The following is a 17,625-nucleotide window of genomic DNA, read 5'->3' as shown; positions in this document are numbered from 1 at the left end:
TCGGCATTTTAAGACATGGGCGAGGTTGTGACGATGGGTGACACTTCATCACGATGATTACTGCGGCTGATGGAGGTCTTCTCATGAGCTTGAATTCCATGGACGAGTACTGGGTGCCAGAGCACGTCAAGGAGTACCTGCGGGGGCTTGGGTTCGTGCTTCCCCTGGATGACATGGAGCCTTGGATTCGGTCGTGGGACGACTGGATGGGGGCTCGTGGGGACTTTTACGACTATAGGGACAAGGACGGGCTCGGGCGTGTGTACGAGGTGCATCGGCGTAGCATTCACCCGGCAATGAGGGTGTGCAAGGAATGGGGTTCTCTTCTCCTCAACGAGGATGTCAAGGTGGTGTGCGACGACCAGAAGGCGACCGACTGGATCGGCTCGTTCTTCTCTTCCACGAACTTCATGGCGCAGGCGCAGGCGACCGTGGTGAGGGCATTTGGGCTTGGCACGGGTGCCTGGGCTTTGTGGGTGGACCTCGATAGGAAGAAGGTCCGCGTACGGCACTACGACGCGCGGATGGTGATACCGCTCACGTGGGACGAGGATGGCGTCGCAGAATGCGCTTTCGTTACGCGGGCGTTCTACCGTGGGAAGGCCGTCGACCAGCTGCAGATGCACCTCAAGGGCGGCGCGGGCTTCTCGGCAGACCTTTCCCAATCTTCACCTTCCTCATCTTCGCACGGATTATCAAACGGTCTTCTCACCATGGACGACGAGGAGACCTATAAGATCGTCACCGTCTGCTTCGACCATGAGGGCAACGAGCTCGCACCTGTGGGTGTGGCTCCCGTCTTCGACACGGGCTGCGCTTTCCCCACCTTCGGCATCGTCAAGCCGGCTGTCACCAACACGCGCGTGGATATGAGTCCATATGGGCAGTCAGTCTTCGCCGATGCGGTGGATGCGGTACAGGCGGTGGACCTCACCTTCGACGCCCTCATCAACGAGGTCGACGTGAGCAAGATGCGCGTGTTCCTCTCAGACGTGCTGTTCGACCGTGAGAAGACTGGGGACAAGTCCATCTCCATACCGTTCGGCAAGCAGGATTGCACCGTGTTCCGCAAGGTCATGTCGACCGAAGACACGATTCAGGAGTTCGCGCCGGCGCTGCGCACGGCCTCACAGTCAGAGGCTTTCCGCATCGCCCTGCAGATGCTTGGCGATTTGACGGGTTTCGGCATCGGCTACTTCGACTTCGACGAGTCCCATGGATATGTCCGCACGGCGACCGAGGTCTCCTCTGACAACTCCGCACTGATGCGCAACATCCGTAGGCATGAGAACGCTCTCGAGGGCGCTATCACCGGCATTGCAAAGGCGGTCATGGCCGTGTCGCGCGGGTTCGGCGAGGACATCCCCGATGAGGGCTGTATGCGCGTGCAGTACGACGACTCCATCATCCAGGACGTTGCCGCCGAGAAGGAACAGGACATGCGCGAGGTGGGTGTCACCATGGCGGCCTGGGAGTACCGCTCCAAGTGGTACGGCGAGGAGGAGTCGGTGGCCCGCGCCCGGGCGTCCGAGATTGGCTCGGGAGACGCTACGAACGGCGGTGCCGGTCGGTAGGCGTTCGGTGTGGGTTTCTGCCATGTGGAGGCACTGACGGGATGTTAGGAGCCCGCAGGCGCTCCCTGGTGGAGCTGGCCGGTTCGGGTTGCAAGAGGGGTTGTCGCTGCCCTGGTACGACTTCTGGTGGATGCTGTTGGCTGTTCGGTTGCTGGTGGAGCGGCTGGGAGACGGTTGCCGGTGGCGTGCGGTGGCTGTTGGGTAGCCGCTGCAGTGAGCCTTTGCCGCCCGCGCTGGCTGATGGACTGGACGGGCGCGGACGAGCGCGTGACGGCAGCAGTCCGGACGACCGCGCGTAGGGTGTGCGCCGCTGGCCGGGCGTGACGCACGCTGACCACGCGCCCCGTTGACCTCGCATTAGGCCGGACGGCGGCGTAGGGCGGGCTGAGCACGCGGCCGGAAGCAGACCGCGAAGCGGGCTGCTGTAGGCGCGTATGCGAAGACCGACCGGAGCCGACGGCTGGCCGTACGGGAGACTCCCATGGGCGCGTGGGCTGCGTGTGGCACGAACGGCCCGAGCGCACACCCGGAGCGTGGGCGGCCGGGCTGCGGACAACCCGAGGTTGGTAGCGCGCGGCCAGGCCAGCAGCCAGGGATGGCGGCAAAACAAATACGACGACGTGCGACTTGCTTGTTGTGGTTCCGCAGCAGCAATCGGTGACTCGCAGGTTCTTCTCGACATCATCGGAAAGCTATCGACATTCGGCGTCGTTCTTCTCGATGGGTTTATCGCATCGCTTGCGACCTCGTCCTTCTCGATACTGAAAAGTTTATGTATGATGTGCTGCAACATCGTTCATCACTCGGAAAGGCTGGGTGCGACATGGCGATTATTCGTCCCGTATCACACTTGCAGCGCAAGATCGGCGAATTGACCAAGCTTGCCAAGGAGACCGGTGAGCCCATTTACCTCTCAAAAAACGGCACCGAGCATCTGGTGCTCATGGACGCGGATGCGTTCGCTGAGCTTCAGAAGCGTGCCGAGAAGAGCGAGAGCAAGAATGACTAAGCTTGAGGACATCCGCGTAGGGTCGCAGCTTACGGGCGTCGTAGGCGACAAGGTCGTCACCGCCGTGGCTGTGGAGTGGTTCGGCAACTACGCACTCACGCTCACCTACCGCACCGAGGACAACGTTCTCGGCGAGACGATGCTCTACCGCGACATGGAGCCCAACCTTCGGCTCGTCAGCTCGTCGCAGTGGACATTCGACGCAGACCCGAGCGAGCTGAAGCTCGTGTCGGAGGCTTACCGCATTAACCTGGCGCACCTCTTCGACCCGTACCTTGCCGTGCGCACATCGGCCATCGACCCGCTGCCACACCAGATCTCGGCGGTGTACCAGAACATGCTACCGAAGATGCCGCTTCGCTACGTGCTGGCGGATGACCCGGGCGCTGGCAAGACCATTATGGCGGGCCTTCTCGTCAAGGAGATGCTGGCACGCGGCGACCTGAAGCGGTGCCTCATCGTGTGTCCGGGCAACCTTGTGGAGCAGTGGCAGGATGAGCTGTACCGCAAGTTCGGGTTGAAGTTCACCATCCTCACGAACGACCTGTTGGAGGCGTCGGTCACGCGCAATGCATTCAAGGAGAACGACCTCTGCATCGCGCGGCTCGACAAGCTTTCGCGCAGCGAGGATGTTCAGGCGCTTCTGAAGGACACGACTTGGGACCTCGTCGTGGTGGACGAGGCGCACAAGATGAGCGCGACCGTGTTCGGCGGCGAGGTGAAGTACACCAAGCGTTACCAGCTGGGGCAGCTTCTGGGCGAGACGACCGAGAACCTGCTGCTGATGACGGCGACGCCGCACAACGGCAAGCCCGAGGACTTCCAGCTGTTCATGGCACTCATCGACCGCGACCGCTTCGAGGGGGCGCGCCACCGCAAGCAGAAGCCCCGCGAGCTCACACCGCCCGACGCGTTCACCCACGATGTTCCCGAGAACGTCTTCAAGCCCGACTTCGACGTCTCCGACGTTATGCGACGGCTGGTGAAGGAGGAGCTGCTCCGCTTCGACGGGAGGCCGCTGTTTCCCGAGCGCCGTGCCCAGACCGTGACGTACACGCTCTCGCCCGCAGAGGCGGACCTGTACGCGCTGGTGACCGACTACGTGACCGAGGAGTTTAACCGGGCCGATCGACTGGACGGCAAGCGGAAGAACAGCGTCGGCTTCGCGCTCACCATCCTTCAGCGCAGGCTAGCATCCTCACCCGAGGCAATCTACCAGTCGCTGCGCCGCCGCAGGGAACGCCTGGAGTCGCGCCTTCTGGAGGTGCGTGACCAGGCAAACGGCACCGGTTCGTACTCGACCATCTTCAACCAGTTCGACGAGGACTTCGACGAGGACGACTACACGCCCGAAGAGCTTGAGGGCATGGAGGACGACGTCATCGACACCGCCTCCGCGTCGGCCACCGCGGCCGAGCTTGAGGCCGAAATCGCGACACTGAAGCTTCTTGAGCGCAAAGCGAACGAGGTCCGCATGAGCGGCGAAGACCGCAAGTGGGACGAGCTGAGCCGCCTGCTGCAGGACAACTCCGACATGTTTGGGCCGGATGGCAGGCGCGAGAAGCTCATCGTGTTCACCGAGCACAAGGACACGCTGGAATACCTCGCGACCAAGATACGGCAGCTTTTGGGCAGCCAGGACGCGGTGCTGACCATCAAGGGAGGCATGCCGCGCGACGAGCGCCACAAGGCCGAGGAGCTGTTCAAGCAGGACAAGAACGTGCGGATACTCGTCGCCACCGACGCGGCCGGCGAGGGCATCAACCTGCAGCGTGCTCACCTGATGGTGAACTACGACCTGCCGTGGAACCCCAACCGCATCGAGCAGCGTTTCGGGCGCGTGCACCGCATCGGCCAGACCGAGGTGTGCCACCTGTGGAACCTCGTGGCGAAGGAGACGCGCGAAGGCCAGGTGTTCGACCGGCTGTTCCAGAAGCTCGAGGAGGAGCGCACCGCGCTGGGTGGTCGCGTCTTCGACATCCTGGGCCGCGTGACCTTCGAGGACAAGCCGCTCCGCGAGCTGCTCGTCGAGGCCATCCGCTACGGAGACCGACCCGACGTGCGCGACCGGCTGAACCAGGTGGTCGACAGCTCGCTCGACGGCGACGCGCTGAAGCGGCTGCTCGAGGAATACGCGCTGACCTCCGACGTGATGGACGTGCACTCCGTCATGAAGATCAAGGAAGACATGGAGCGCATGGAGGCCCGCAAGCTGGAGCCGCACTTCATCGAGGCGTTCTTCGTGGAGGCCATGCGACGCCTGGGCGGCCGAATATCCGAGCGTGAAGACGGGCGTTACGAGGTGCTGGAGGTGCCGTTTTCCGTGCGCAGCCACGACATGCGCATTGGCATCGCCGACCCGGTGCTGCGCAGCTACGAGCGCATCTGCTTCGAGAAGGAGCGCGTGCAGATCCCCGGTGGCGTGACCGCCGACCTCGTGTGCCCGGGACATCCGCTGCTCGACGCAACCGTGTCGGTCATCCTTGAGCAGAGCCTGGGGACGCTTCGACAGGGAGCCGTGCTCGTGGACGACGACGAGACCGCCGACACTCCGCGGTTCCTGTTCTATGTGGAGAGCGCCATCCAAGACGGCACCGTGCTGCCCGACGGCACCAAGAAGACCGTGAGCCGTGCGGTGCATTTCGTGGAGATAGACTACGACGGCAACACGTTCGACGCCGGATACGCGCCGTACCTGGACTACCGACCGGCGACCGAGGCGGAACGCGCTTCGATGGAGGCCGTGTTCGCCGAGGAGCTGGGATGGCTCGAGAGCGACCCGGACAAGATTGCCACCGACTTTGCCATCCGCAACATCATCCCCGAGCATATCGGTGAAGTTCGCACGCGCACGCTCGCGCAGGTGGCGAAGGTGCAGAAGGCCGTGGACACGCGCCTGCGTGCCGAGATCAACTACTGGGACTACCGCGCGGGAGAGCTCGCTGACCGCGAGCATGCTGGCAAGAAGAATGCCCGCCTGAACTCGAAGCAGGCCGAACGCAGAGCCAACGAGCTCGCTGAACGACTGCAGAGGCGCATGGACCAGCTCGACAGGCAGAAGCAGCTGAGCCCCATGCCCCCGCGCGTGGTGGGCGGCGCTCTCGTGGTGCCGGCGTCTATGCTTCATGAATCGGCAACCGCAGACCCGAACGGACAGAGCAATGACGCCGCCACGAAGCGCAAGACCGAGCTCGCTGCCATGGACGCCATCATGGCCATCGAGCGTGAGCTCGGATACGCGCCGAGGGACGTGAGCGAGCAGCGCGGCATCGGCTACGACATTCTGAGCCGCGTGCCGGACGACATGCGCGACGGCGACGACCCGGTGACCCGCATGGTCGAGGTGAAGGGGCGTATCGCCGGTGGCGACACAATCACGCTGACCAAGAACGAGATTCTGTGTGGCCTGAACAAGCCCGAGTGCTGGATTCTCGCCATTGTCGAGGTCGACGGCCGCACCACCAAGACCACCTATCTGAGGCGGCCCGCACTGCGTGCGCCTTCATTTGCGGAGAATAGCGTCAACTACGATATGGGACGGCTCATCGAGTCCGCCGAGGTCGTCCTGGAAAGGACCGACACATGGCTGTAAAGAAGCTCATCGAAGTGGCGCTGCCGCTTGATGCTATTAATTCGGCGGCAGCAAGAGAAAAATCCATCAGACACGGGCATCCATCTACCATGCATCTATGGTGGGCCAGGCGACCCCTGGCCACGGCTCGCGCGGTAATATGGGCATCACTAGTGGACGACCCATCTTCGCATCTTGACAGGTTTCCAACGACGGAAGAGCAGGATAAAGAGCGCCAACGACTATTTCGCATACTTGAGGACCTGGTTATTTGGGAAAACTCGAATAACAGCACTTTGCTGGACAACGCGAGACGAGAGATCGAAGCTTCGAACCCAGGTGGACTGCCACCATTGCTAGACCCATTCGCTGGCGGTGGTGCTATACCCTTAGAAGCACAGAGACTGGGACTGGACGCCTATGCCCAGGACCTAAATCCTGTAGCCGTCACCATAAACAAAGCGATGATTGAGATTCCACCGCTTTTCGAGGATAACCCACCAGTTAATCCTAACGCAAGGACTGCGAGGATTGGCTCAATGTGGTCTGGCAATGACGGGCTGATTTCCGATATCGACTATTACGGTCATATGCTTAAGCGAAAGGCCTTTGAAAGAATCGGGCATCTTTATCCAACGGTCGAATTACCGCCAGAGTATGGTGGCGGTCAAGCAACGGTGATTGCGTGGCTATGGTCAAGAATCGTTGAGTGCCCTAATCCCGCATGTAAAGGAGAGGCACCATTAGCACGCACTTTCGATTTGGCCAAGAAGAAGGGCAAGGAAAGACACGTACGACCTATAGCAACTGATGGCAAGATAGCGTTTACCGTTCAAGCTGGGAAAAGCCCCATAGACGGTACCGTAAATCGAAAGGGAGCAAAATGCTTCCACTGCGGCTCGACTATCGATTTCCCATACATACGCAATGAAGGGCGAAGCCATCGAATGGGCCAGAAACTGATGGCAATCGTGCTTGAAGGACCGCATGGAAGAATTTACTTGCCTCCTGACCAGGTCAATACGGATATCGCGGATGTGCCACGCCCCGAAGATTATCCAGATGGACAAATCGCAAACAACCCTCGTGATTTCAAGACGCCGAATTATGGCCTCGAATACATGAGCGATTTGTTCACCAATCGACAACTGCAGATGCTTACAACATTCTGTGACCTGCTAGACGACATCGAAGACGAAGTCTATAGCGACGCCCTCGCAGCAGGAATGAAGGGGGAAGCATCTTTGCCAGACTTAGGGACAGGGCCTAGGGCATACGCACAAGCCGTACGCGTATACCTGTCCTTCGTTATCGACAAGCTTCTTGACAGAAACTCGAGTATTTGTGGCTGGGCAAATGGCGCAAAATACGAAATTATTAGAAACGTATTTGCACGGCAGGCGATAGCGATGAACTGGGACTATGCTGAAGCAAATCCGTTCTCATCTTCATCGGGGTGTTTCGATAGTTGCATGGAATGGATAACGCGCTGTCTGGCGGAGTTTCCCAGAGGCGCAAGAGTAGGCCATGCAAGGCAATTCGACGCGCAGAGCGACAACGAGATGAGGGGCATCATTGTTTCAACCGACCCGCCATACTATGACAATATCGGTTATGCGGATCTGTCTGATTTTTTCTATATCTGGCTTCGGCAATCGCTGAAAAGCGTCTATCCAGGGCTTTTCAGAACAATGTTGGTGCCCAAGCATGAAGAGCTGGTAGCCACACCTTATCGCGAGAACCGTGGCATAGACGGCGCACGAACGTTTTTCGAAGAAGGAATGTATAGCGCATTTAAGCAGGTGAATCGGTATGCATGTGACGATGTTCCGGTAACGATTTACTATGCTTTCAAGCAGAGCGAAACCACAACCGAAAATGAAGTAGAAACCACCGCTTCAACAGGCTGGGAAACGATGCTATCCGCAGTTATTCGAGCAGGTTTTGCAATAACTGGAACCTGGCCAATGCGAACGGAAATGAGCAATCGGACAATCGCGTCCGGAACCAACGCCCTGGCATCTTCCATAGTTCTTGTATGTAGAAAACGACCAGACGATGCGCCCATGGCAACTCGCCGTGATTTTGTCAATACGCTCAAGCGCGAGCTCAAGCCTGCGCTCGACAAGCTGCAGACCAGCAACATTGCTCCCGTTGACATGGCGCAATCCGCCATCGGACCCGGCATCGGCGTGTACTCACGGTTCTCGAAGGTGCTCGAGGCTGATGGTTCCGAGATGACTGTCCGAGCCGCGCTGCAAATTATCAATCAGGAACTGGACCTGTACTTCTCCGACCAGGACAGCGACCTCGACCGTGACAGCCGCTTCTGCGTGGACCTGTACACCCAGAGCGCGTTCAATGAAATCAAGTTCGGTGAGGCGGACGTTCTCGCCCGTGCCAAGAACACTTCCATCGACGGCCTTGCGGCCAAGGGTGCACTCTACGCAAGCAAAGGTATCGTAAGACTGCTCGGACGCGACGAGTTGAAGAACGCCAACGACTGGCAGTTCACCTGGCTCTTCACGCAGCAGCTCACCCACGCGATGGAGACCGGTGGCGTGGAGGCTTGCGCTCAGATGCTCAAGGACGTCTTCGACAGCAGAGCCGAGAACGCCAAGGCGCTGGCATATCGCCTGTTCACCATCGCAGACAAGAAGGGCTGGAACGCTGAAGCGTTCGCTTACAACTCGCTTGTCGTAGCGTGGCCGGAGATCCAGTCCCGTGCCGCGCAGTTGCAGGCGGAAAAGCCGGTGCAGTACACGCTGTTCGACGATTAGGAAAGGCCGTAAGTCATGGAGAATTACGTACGCGTAGCCAAGGGATTCGACATCCTGACCAACTCGCTCGCGCCGTATGTAGCACGCGAGTTCATCATCGCCTATGGGCCGGATAACTGGTGGCAGGAGGGCGTCCTGAACAAGCTGTACGAGGACCAGAAGCGCAACCTGCCCACGTCGGGCGACTTCGACACGCTGGTGGACTCGCTCGACATCGCGCTCTGCCTGCTGCTAGCCGACATCCAGTGGAACGACGTGTTCCGCAAGAAGCTGTCGAAGGACTGCAGGACGTGGCTCAACGAGCTGCGCACCACCCGCAACAAGTGGGCGCATCGTGGCAGCCAGGACATCAGCGACAACGACACGTGGCGTGCGCTCGACACGATGTCGCGGTTCTGCGAGCAGATAGACCCGGACGGTGCGGCCGACATCAACGCGCTGCTTCGCGAGGCCCGCTACGGCAGCGCCGAAGGGTCCGTCGCGACGACGAGCAACGCGGCTGCTCAGCCCATCAAATCGAAGAAGGCTGTTGCCGAGACGGTGGCGGCTGCAGGACTCCCCAGCTGGCGTGACGTGATGGAGCCCCATCAGGATGTGGCCGAGGGACGCTATCGCAACGCCGAGTTCGCGGCCGACCTGGCACAGGTGGCGCGAGGCGAAGGCACACTCGAGTACCGCGACCCGGTGGAGTTCTTCGGGCGCACGTACGTGACGGAGGGCATGAAGGGGCTGCTCGTGCAATCGCTCAAGCGCGTTGCCGGGCTTGACGGAGAGCCCGTCATCCAGTTGAAGACCGCGTTCGGCGGCGGCAAGACGCACAGCATGCTGGCGCTGTACCACCTGCTGCGCAGCCGCAAGCGCATCGGGCAGATTCCCAACGCGGTGCCCGTGCTTGAGGCCGCTGGCATCGACGAGGTGCCCGAGGTGCACGTCGCCGTCATCGTCGGCACCGCTCTGAACCCTGCGAAGGCCAAGCGGCCCACCGACATGCCGGGCATCACCGTGAACACCATTTGGGGCGAGATAGCCTACCAGCTTGCGATATCCAAGGGCGACCCGTCGCTCTACGAGTACGTGCGCGACGCCGACCGCCGTGGCGTCTCTCCCGGATCGCAGACGCTGGCCGAGATGTTCGACGCGTGCGGGTGCGCCCTGGTGCTCGTGGACGAGCTCGTGGCCTACGCCAAGAAGCTCTTCGGTGTGGATAAGCTGCCCGCAGGCTCGTTTGACAACTTCATCACGTTCATCCAGGAGCTGACTGAGGCCGCACGCGCCTCGAAGTGCAGCCTGGTGGTGGCGTCCATCCCCGAGAGCGAGCGCGAGATTGGCGGCGAAAGCGGCCAGCGTGCGCTTGAGGCCATCGAGCACACCTTCGGGCGCATGGAGGCCATCTGTAAACCCGTGAGCGCCAACGAGGGCTTCGAGGTGGTGCGTCGGCGCCTGTTCCTCGACTGCAAGGACACGGCGCAGCGCGATGCCGTGTGCAATGCGTTCAGCAAGATGTACGGCGAGAACGCCGCCGACTTCCCGGTTGATGCCCGCGAGCTCGAGTACCGCGACCGCATGGTGAGCTGCTATCCCATCCATCCGGAGGTGTTCGACCGGCTCTATGAGGACTGGGCGACGCTTGAGACCTTCCAGCGCACGCGCGGCGTGCTGCGCCTGATGGCGGCCGTGATCCACGAGCTGTGGATGAGCCAGGACAAGAGCCCAATGATCATGCCGGGCTCCCTGCCGCTGGACGTGCCCAACGTACGCGACGAGCTGACCCGCTATTTGGACGAGAACTGGAACGGCGTGGTCGACAGCGAGATAGACGGCAAGAAGTCGCTGCCGTACAAGAACGACCAGAGCAACGCGCGGTATGGCCGGCTGTTCGCGTCGAGGCGCGTGTCGCGCACCATCATGCTGGGGTCGGCCCCCGACGTGAGTGGGCAGACGGCTCGTGGCATCGAGCGGGCGCATATCCGCCTAGGCGTAGTACAGCCCGGCGAGAACATCGCCGTGTTCAACGATGCGCTGGGGACGCTGCAGAGCTCGTCTTCGTTCCTGTACAGCGACGGCAACGGCAACCGGTACTGGTACGACACACGCCCGACACTGCGCAAGGTGATGGAGGACCGCGCCCAGCAGCTGGACAAGGCAGACGCCGAGTACGAGGTGGAGCAGCGGCTGAAGACATTCCGCAAGTGCCCGCCGCTGGCTGGGATTCACGTTTGCCCCGCGACCTCGTTGGACGTGCCGGACGAGCAGACGCTGAGGCTTGTGGTGTTGCCGCCTGCTGCGGCGCATCGCAACGGGGCTGCCAACTCGCCTGCCGTCACGCGTGCTGCGGAGATCCTCGCGAACCGTGGCACGACGCCCAGGCAGTACAAGAACATGCTGGCCTTCATCGCATGCGACGGCGGGAGCGCCGGGTCTTTGGAGCAGGCCGCGCGTGCTTACCTTGCCTGGAAGTCGATTTCGGATGACCGCGAGTCGCTGAACCTGGACATGGCGCAGACGCGCGAGACCGAGCAGAACGTGCGCCGTGCCGAGGAGACGCTGAAGACGCGCATCCAGGAGGCGTACAGCTGGCTCATCGCGCCGAGAATCGACTTGCTCTCGGGTTCGATGGAAATCGAATGGGAGATCGACCGCATCGCGGGCTCGGGCGAGGATGCCGTTCACAAGGCCGCGAGCAAGCTGCTCTCGAACGAGGCGGCCATCTCGCAGTGGGCACCGGCGCTGCTGAGGATGGAGCTCGACCGCCTGCTGTGGAAGGACAAAAAGCACCTACAGATCAAGCAGCTGTGGGAGTTCATGTGTACGTACTGCTACCTGCCGAGGCTGGCTGGGTACTCGGTGCTGGAGAATGCCATCTCGCAGGGCGCTGCGAGCAAAGAATACTTCGCGATTGCCGCCGGCGTCGGCGATGACCGCTACCTTGACTTGACGATTGGCGAGGCCAGGCCGTTCATCAACCAGAGCGACTATCTGGTGAAGCCCGCCGTGGCGCTGGACCAGATCGAGCGCGAGGAAGAGGAGCGGGCCGAGGCCGAGAGGAAGAGGCGCGAGCGCGAGGCTGCTGGTGGCGCGGTGCTCGACGGGCTTGGCGGTATTTCGTCGGGCAGCGGTGCTGCTGGTGGCGGGAGTGCGGCGAGTGCAGGTGGCGGCGAGGGTGCCGATGGAGCCGCTGGCGGCAATGCTGGTGGCAGCGGACGTGCGGGTGAGCAGATGCAGCTGCCCTTGACGTTCACCATGAGCGCGAAGCTGGACAACACGCGCGTCAACCGCGACGTGCGCACCATCATGGACGAGATCGTGAGCCAGCTGATGCAGCTCGACGGCGCTGATGTGGAGCTCTCGTTCGAAGTGCGTGCGCGGGTGGACGAAGGCATCCCCGTGCCCACGACGCGGGCAATTTCGGAGAATTGCAATACGCTGCATATCGGGGATTACCGGTTCGACGGGTAGGTCCTTCAGCGCATAGCCTGAACTAACGCGACTGACCAATCATGGCTCTGACCTGGTTGGTCAGTTGTATGTTTTGATGCCAGAAGTTGTACTGCTCCAGCTGTTGAGGAACTTCGTTGTACAGAAGGGACTCTCCCGATGGATCGCGCAGTGTGATGATTACGCAATAGTCCTGGTCAAGCAGCCTATTGGTGATATCCGCCTCGCGTTCGGTGTTGTGGCGATAGGTGCCCTTCAAGCTCAAGAACCACAAGCGTTCGGCAGCTACCTTTTCTTTGAACTTTGGCGTGAGGTCGGCAAGGTCTATCGCGTACTTCTTCACCGGTGCGTACTTGCCCTTGTATTTGATGAGCATGCGCTCTCGCAGCGCAAAGTCCGTATCTGCCTCCCTGAGCTTAGGCGCACTATAGCGCGTCGGCAGCAGCAGGTTCGTGGAATACTTGCGGCCGATTGGGTTGAGGATGCCGTTCTGGGTCGTGTCTCGCTCCTCTTTGAAATCATACGTGCCGAACGTGACTTCGATGTCCGACTGGCAATACTCGCCGCCCTGCCCGATGGCTCGGATTGGAGACAGGACTGCGGTAAGGATAATCTGACCGGTGTAGTAGCCGTCGCGTATCAGCGATGGCGGCATTGGGAAATCCTTGATGTCGATAAGCTGACGCCGGGGAAGCTTGCCCCTGAGAATGAGCGTTGACGAGTGGATGTCATCGGACAGAATTGACCTAATGCTGCCAGGAATGCCGAACCCCATCTCCTGCACTCGCTCGTTGGCGGGCACCAGGACATCGCCAGGGAACGACGCCGAGTGGACTATGAGTGCCTTGATCAGCAAGGGATCGAAATCCCCGCCTATCGCATTCTGCAGATTCGCTGCGAGCGCGGCGATTCGTGGGGTCGAGAAGCTGGTGCCTACCGCCCCTGCCGGGCCGCCGTCAATCCCAAATGAGTGCACCTCAGAACGCGTGAGCCCAGATGGCGTCCAGCCCGCGTTGCCACCGTAATGGCAAACCTCCGGTTTGATTATGTATTCCGGGCCAGGTCCCATGCGCGAGAACGGCGAAGCGTAGCCGATCTCTGCCGCATCGTGAATATCCTTTTCGTGGGCGGCGGAGCCAACGGTCAACGCACGTACAGAGTCTGCTCCGACCAGCAGCTTGCCCTTTGCGCCATCACGAGACAGATCGCAATTGCCTGCGGATTTGCAGATGAGTACGCCGTATTCGTCTTGGATGTCGTCGAGCGCCATTCCAAACTCGGAATACTCGTCTTCGTCTACCTCCGTGAGAAAGCTGATTGAGAGGTTCCAAACTTTCACCTTGTCATGCATTGCCCCGACGATGGTGCGGATGGAGTCAACAAGATCGAGTTCATCGACATTGCCATCGCCAGGAAAGACGGCAGCATCGAGGAGGCGCACGGGCAAACCCCCGACCCAGTCCTTTTGCTCCAAGCGGTCGCCATACGCAGCGACACCAGCAACAAATGTACCGTGGCGGGTGTCGAGGTCTGAATCGACGTATGTGGACATACGTTTACCCTCAAGCCACGGTTCGAGGTGCTTTATCCTCTCGATGCCGCTATCAAGCACGCCGACAAGGGGGTAATCCTCGCCTGGCGTGGGCTTCTGGACGCCGGGGAGCGCGTATCCCGACACCCCGTCAAGCGTTGCTGCGCATTTGGGCATCGGACGAATGAAGAACAGCGTCTCGCATGCCACGCCGTCCGCTACCGCCCTTACCTGATCCGAGTCCGCGTGGATGCGATACACCATCAGATGCTTGGCGTACGACAGCTTCTCGAACGGAATGCCGAGGGAGCGGAGCTGCTCTTCGAATACGCGCTCATATGAAGGGTCGTCATCCTTGAAGTCAAGCAGACGGACCTTGTATACGTTCTCTTCGGCATTGGTTTCTATTTCAGGTTCGAACCTCGAAATTGAGTCTATGCAGGACAAGGCCGTGTCATAACGCTCGTAGTCCGAAAGGCGCTCCTGGATCGCCTGCACCTGACTATCGCCTGTGGCGCGAACAATCAGGCGCTTCGAGCCACGCATACCTATAACGTGCGCGGGGCCGTTTGCGCCATCAACCTCGAGCATATCGACGACTGCCTTGCGCTTCGATTTGGCAGTGTCCCTTTTGTCGAGAGTCACTTCGTAGATGTAGGGCAGCTCGATGTTGTGTTGTACCTGGGAATAGCTGTTTACGAGGTCGTTCACAAGGGAGTGAGACCTCGCGACCAAGTCTGCACCAGTGAGCACCCACTTGGGCTTCTCCTTTTGGCCACGCCCCTCGACGCGGTCCTCATCAACCGTTCGCTGACGAAACATCATGATGGGCAGGAAATCTTCGGCCATGGCTACACCTCTTCCCTAACCGAACGTGAGACCGCCTGAATACGACGCATCGAAATGCCGGACTTCTCGTTTATCTCTCTGAGCGTGCAACCGGCATCGATGAGGTAGCGAATGAACTCGTCTTGGTCGTCTAGGCTATGGTGCTTGAGGACGTACGTTTCTCGTGCGAGGTGGTACACAGAGAATCCGTCCTCCGAGCCTTCGAGCGTTGCGTTGTAGAACGCGTTCTTCGTTGCCGTGTTGAGATCGGAAAAGCTGAGCCCTTCGAGCGCGGCATATAGCCGAGGCTTGATTCTCACCGCCATATAGGGCTGTATGAAACGCTGGGCGTAGGCAACCAGCTCACCGTTTGTGGGCATGGGGACCTCGATGACCTTGTTGAACCTCCGCCACACTGCAGGATCGAGCAAGTCTTGATGATTCGTTGCTGCGATGAGAATGCTACCCTCGCCAAAGGAGTCGATGTTTTGCAGGAGGCTGTTCACGACGCGCTTGAGTTCTCCAAGCTCGTTCTCGTCATCGCGACGTTTTGCGACAACATCGAACTCGTCAAGGAACAGTACGCACTCCTGCTGAGCAGCGTAGTCAAAGACCTTACGAATGTTTTTGGCCGTGCTGCCGAGCAGCGATGACACCAAGCTGTCAAGGCGCGCCGTCACGAGGGGAAGACCTGTCTGCGCAGCAATATAGCGGGCAATGCTGGTTTTGCCGCAACCTGGGGGGCCATACAACAGCAGGTAGTTCTGCGCATCCATGCCGTGACGCGCGAGAACGTCTCGCTTGTCTCGCATGGTCACGACGCCATCGATCTCGGCCCGAAGGAAGTCGCTGAAAATGAGGTCGACATCCTCGGGGAGAACGAGTTCAACGTCGACTATCTCCATACGGCTCTCTTGGTCGACCGGCTTGGAAGACAGCCCGTCAAGTGTGGCTATGTTGAAGCGTTTGCCCGCAAGGGTCGTGCGAATCCGCTTGGCAAAACGGACATCGCCCGACTGCTCCAGATTGTCGGCCAGCGTTCTGGCATAATTGAGGACCTTGGTCTTATCACCTGTAAGTCCACCTTCTATGATGCGCAGCACCTCAGCTTGCATGATTTGCTCCGTATCCCTCAACGGCCTGTTTGTAAACCAAACTGGCGTTTTGTAATCAAATCTCTTGAATTGTACACGTATATAAGCGTTCTGTACACGTTCAGATTATCCATGTGGTCACAAACACAGAGTGGACGGCGTTCAGCCGTATCGACGAGTCGGGTTTGTGACGCGCCGATAGCCTGTATCCGTGCGAATCGAGAGCAGGCCGCCTTGAGCTGTCTGCCGAAGAGAAAGGCAGGCCGATATGGCAGGTGATGCACATGGCGACAAGACGCAGGAAGAGCCGCAAGCCCAGGAAGACCTCGGGCAGCAGCAGGCGACGCAAGACCAGCCGCAGGTGAGCGGCACCGATTGGGAAAAAGCTGTCGCCGAGCGCGACGAGAAGATTGCCGCGCTCGAGGAGCAGGTGGCAGAGGCCGCCAAGAACGCAGAGACGGCCGAGCAGCTGCGCGTCGAGATCGCCGAGCTCAAGGCCCAGGGCGAGAGCGACCGCATCGACTTCAGGCTGCAGCTCGCGGGCGTGCGCAACCTGAAGGCTGCCCGTGCGGTCTTGGGCGACCACGGCGGCGACGTCGACGCGCTAAAGGAGGCCGAGCCGTGGCTGTTCGCAGACGCCCCCGCAAAGCAGCAAGGCGGAAAGACCGGACTTCCCAACGCAGGCACGAGCGCGGACGCCGGCAAGACCATGAGGCGCTGGCGAAAGCTCGCCGGCCTTGACGATTCCAACGACAAAGCATAGGAGGGCTGACAGATGGCTAACAGCATCGAGTTCGCAAAGAATTACACCGGCATTTTGGACGAGGTCTATCAGAGGGCGGCGGTGTCGCGCTGCCTGAACAGCGGCGGGCGCATGGTCCGCGCGGGCCGCAACGCCAAGGAGATCCTCATCCCCAAGATCTCCGTCACGGGGCTCGGGGACTACACCCGCAACGTGGGCTACAAGACGGGCTCCATCACCTACGAGTACGAGACGCACAGCTTCGGCTACGACCGGGCCATACGGCTCTTCGCCGACGTGATGGACGTGGAGGAGAGCGGCGTGCTCGACTGCTTCGTCGAGGCTGGTGCCGAGCTTCAGCGCACGCAGGTGGCCCCCGAGGGCGACGCCTACACCTTCAGCCAGATCGCCTCGACCGAGGGCGTGACCGTGAAGGCTGAGGACCTCTCCGAGGCTTCTGCCGTGGACGTGCTCGCCGCCCTGCGCGCCGTGACCAACGACATGGACGAGAAGCAGGTCTCCACCGGCAGCCGCTACCTCTTCATCACGCCGACGCTGCGCGGCGTCCTGGACGACTTCTCGCTGGCGAACCCGACGCGCTCGAACCGCGTGCTGGAACGCTTCAGCCGCATCGTGGAGGTTCCTCAGGTGCGCTTCTACACGGCCATCGACCTGCTCAGCGGCGACGACGACCAGTTCGGCTACCAGAAGGCAGCCGGCACCTACGTGGCCACCACGGACACCGAGGTCGACAGCTCGAAGACCTACTACACCAAGAGCGGCGACGAATACACGGCGGTGGCGTCGCCCACCAAGAGCGGGCTCGCTAACTACTACGAGCTGAGGGGCGCCGGCGCGGACATCAACTTCATGGTCGTGGAGAAGTCGGCCGTGATCAAGTACGACAAGCACGTGGCGAGCCGCGTGTTCAGCCCCGACGAGCTGGAGGCGCTCGACTCCTACATGCTCAAGTACCGCAAGTACGGCATCGTGAGCGTGCTGGAGAACAAGCTCGACGGCGTGTACGTGAGCGCGGGCACGGAGTAGCGACCGTGGCCGTC

9 protein-coding genes are annotated in these 17,625 nt (G+C 60.5%); 7 read left to right on the top strand and 2 right to left on the bottom strand.

The window, feature by feature from the left end:
- The first annotated feature begins 83 nt into the window (after nt 1–83).
- The 5 genes from GJE22_RS00825 to GJE22_RS00805 all read left to right on the top strand — a co-directional run bounded on the left by GJE22_RS00825 (nt 84) and on the right by GJE22_RS00805 (nt 12,390).
- On the top strand, nt 84–1,574 hold the full coding sequence (locus tag GJE22_RS00825) for a hypothetical protein (protein ID WP_154324036.1): 1,491 nt from the start codon (nt 84–86) through the stop codon (nt 1,572–1,574).
- An 823-nt stretch (nt 1,575–2,397) separates the two neighbouring features.
- Nucleotides 2,398–2,583: a type II toxin-antitoxin system prevent-host-death family antitoxin gene (locus GJE22_RS00820; protein ID WP_195760767.1), complete on the top strand. Its 186-nt coding sequence runs from the start codon at nt 2,398–2,400 to the stop codon at nt 2,581–2,583.
- On the top strand, nt 2,576–6,175 hold the full coding sequence (locus GJE22_RS00815; protein WP_154324034.1) for a helicase-related protein: 3,600 nt from the start codon (nt 2,576–2,578) through the stop codon (nt 6,173–6,175). The genes GJE22_RS00820 and GJE22_RS00815 overlap by 8 nt, the downstream gene beginning before the upstream one ends.
- On the top strand, nt 6,166–8,934 hold the full coding sequence (locus GJE22_RS00810) for a DUF1156 domain-containing protein (protein ID WP_154324033.1): 2,769 nt from the start codon (nt 6,166–6,168) through the stop codon (nt 8,932–8,934). The genes GJE22_RS00815 and GJE22_RS00810 overlap by 10 nt, the downstream gene beginning before the upstream one ends.
- 15 nt (nt 8,935–8,949) lie before the next feature.
- Nucleotides 8,950–12,390, top strand: a complete 3,441-nt coding sequence (locus GJE22_RS00805; protein WP_154324032.1) for a DUF499 domain-containing protein — start codon at nt 8,950–8,952, stop codon at nt 12,388–12,390.
- A gap of 22 nt (nt 12,391–12,412) precedes the next feature.
- On the opposite strand, the gene GJE22_RS00800 is transcribed toward GJE22_RS00805, so the two are convergent.
- Both GJE22_RS00800 and GJE22_RS00795 read right to left on the bottom strand, forming a co-directional pair.
- Nucleotides 12,413–14,749 carry a S8 family peptidase gene (locus GJE22_RS00800; protein ID WP_154324031.1) on the bottom strand — a complete coding sequence of 779 codons (2,337 nt, stop codon included), beginning with the start codon at nt 14,747–14,749 and terminating at the stop codon, nt 12,413–12,415.
- A 2-nt stretch (nt 14,750–14,751) separates the two neighbouring features.
- A complete protein-coding gene (locus GJE22_RS00795; protein WP_154324030.1) occupies nt 14,752–15,843 on the bottom strand; it encodes an AAA family ATPase in 1,092 nt (363 codons plus the stop codon).
- Between the two features lie 247 nt (nt 15,844–16,090).
- Between GJE22_RS00795 and GJE22_RS00790 the strand changes: the two genes are divergently transcribed.
- A complete protein-coding gene (locus GJE22_RS00790; RefSeq protein ID WP_154324029.1) occupies nt 16,091–16,585 on the top strand; it encodes a hypothetical protein in 495 nt (164 codons plus the stop codon).
- Between the two features lie 12 nt (nt 16,586–16,597).
- The gene (locus GJE22_RS00785; protein ID WP_154324028.1) at nt 16,598–17,611 is read left to right on the top strand and encodes a hypothetical protein; all 1,014 of its coding nucleotides are present in this window, start codon (nt 16,598–16,600) and stop codon (nt 17,609–17,611) included.
- Nucleotides 17,612–17,625: the final 14 nt, after the last annotated feature.

This window comes from Enorma shizhengliae (assembly GCF_009676995.1).
GTDB classification, from domain to species: domain Bacteria; phylum Actinomycetota; class Coriobacteriia; order Coriobacteriales; family Coriobacteriaceae; genus Enorma; species Enorma massiliensis.
The sequence above is the reverse complement of the archived record's forward strand: the minus strand, read 5'-3'. Positions and strand labels throughout refer to the sequence as shown.

What these genes read in the sequence shown, in the direction of transcription:
- GJE22_RS00790 (WP_154324029.1), top strand. Translation starts at nt 16,091, where the DNA reads ATGGCAGGTGATGCACATGGCGACAAGACGCAGGAAGAGCCGCAAGCC.
- GJE22_RS00795 (WP_154324030.1), bottom strand. Translation starts at nt 15,843, where the DNA reads ATGCAAGCTGAGGTGCTGCGCATCATAGAAGGTGGACTTACAGGTGAT.
- GJE22_RS00805 (WP_154324032.1), top strand. Translation starts at nt 8,950, where the DNA reads ATGGAGAATTACGTACGCGTAGCCAAGGGATTCGACATCCTGACCAAC.
- GJE22_RS00815 (WP_154324034.1), top strand. Translation starts at nt 2,576, where the DNA reads ATGACTAAGCTTGAGGACATCCGCGTAGGGTCGCAGCTTACGGGCGTC.
- GJE22_RS00800 (WP_154324031.1), bottom strand. Translation starts at nt 14,749, where the DNA reads ATGGCCGAAGATTTCCTGCCCATCATGATGTTTCGTCAGCGAACGGTT.
- GJE22_RS00825 (WP_154324036.1), top strand. Translation starts at nt 84, where the DNA reads ATGAGCTTGAATTCCATGGACGAGTACTGGGTGCCAGAGCACGTCAAG.
- GJE22_RS00810 (WP_154324033.1), top strand. Translation starts at nt 6,166, where the DNA reads ATGGCTGTAAAGAAGCTCATCGAAGTGGCGCTGCCGCTTGATGCTATT.
- GJE22_RS00820 (WP_195760767.1), top strand. Translation starts at nt 2,398, where the DNA reads ATGGCGATTATTCGTCCCGTATCACACTTGCAGCGCAAGATCGGCGAA.
- GJE22_RS00785 (WP_154324028.1), top strand. Translation starts at nt 16,598, where the DNA reads ATGGCTAACAGCATCGAGTTCGCAAAGAATTACACCGGCATTTTGGAC.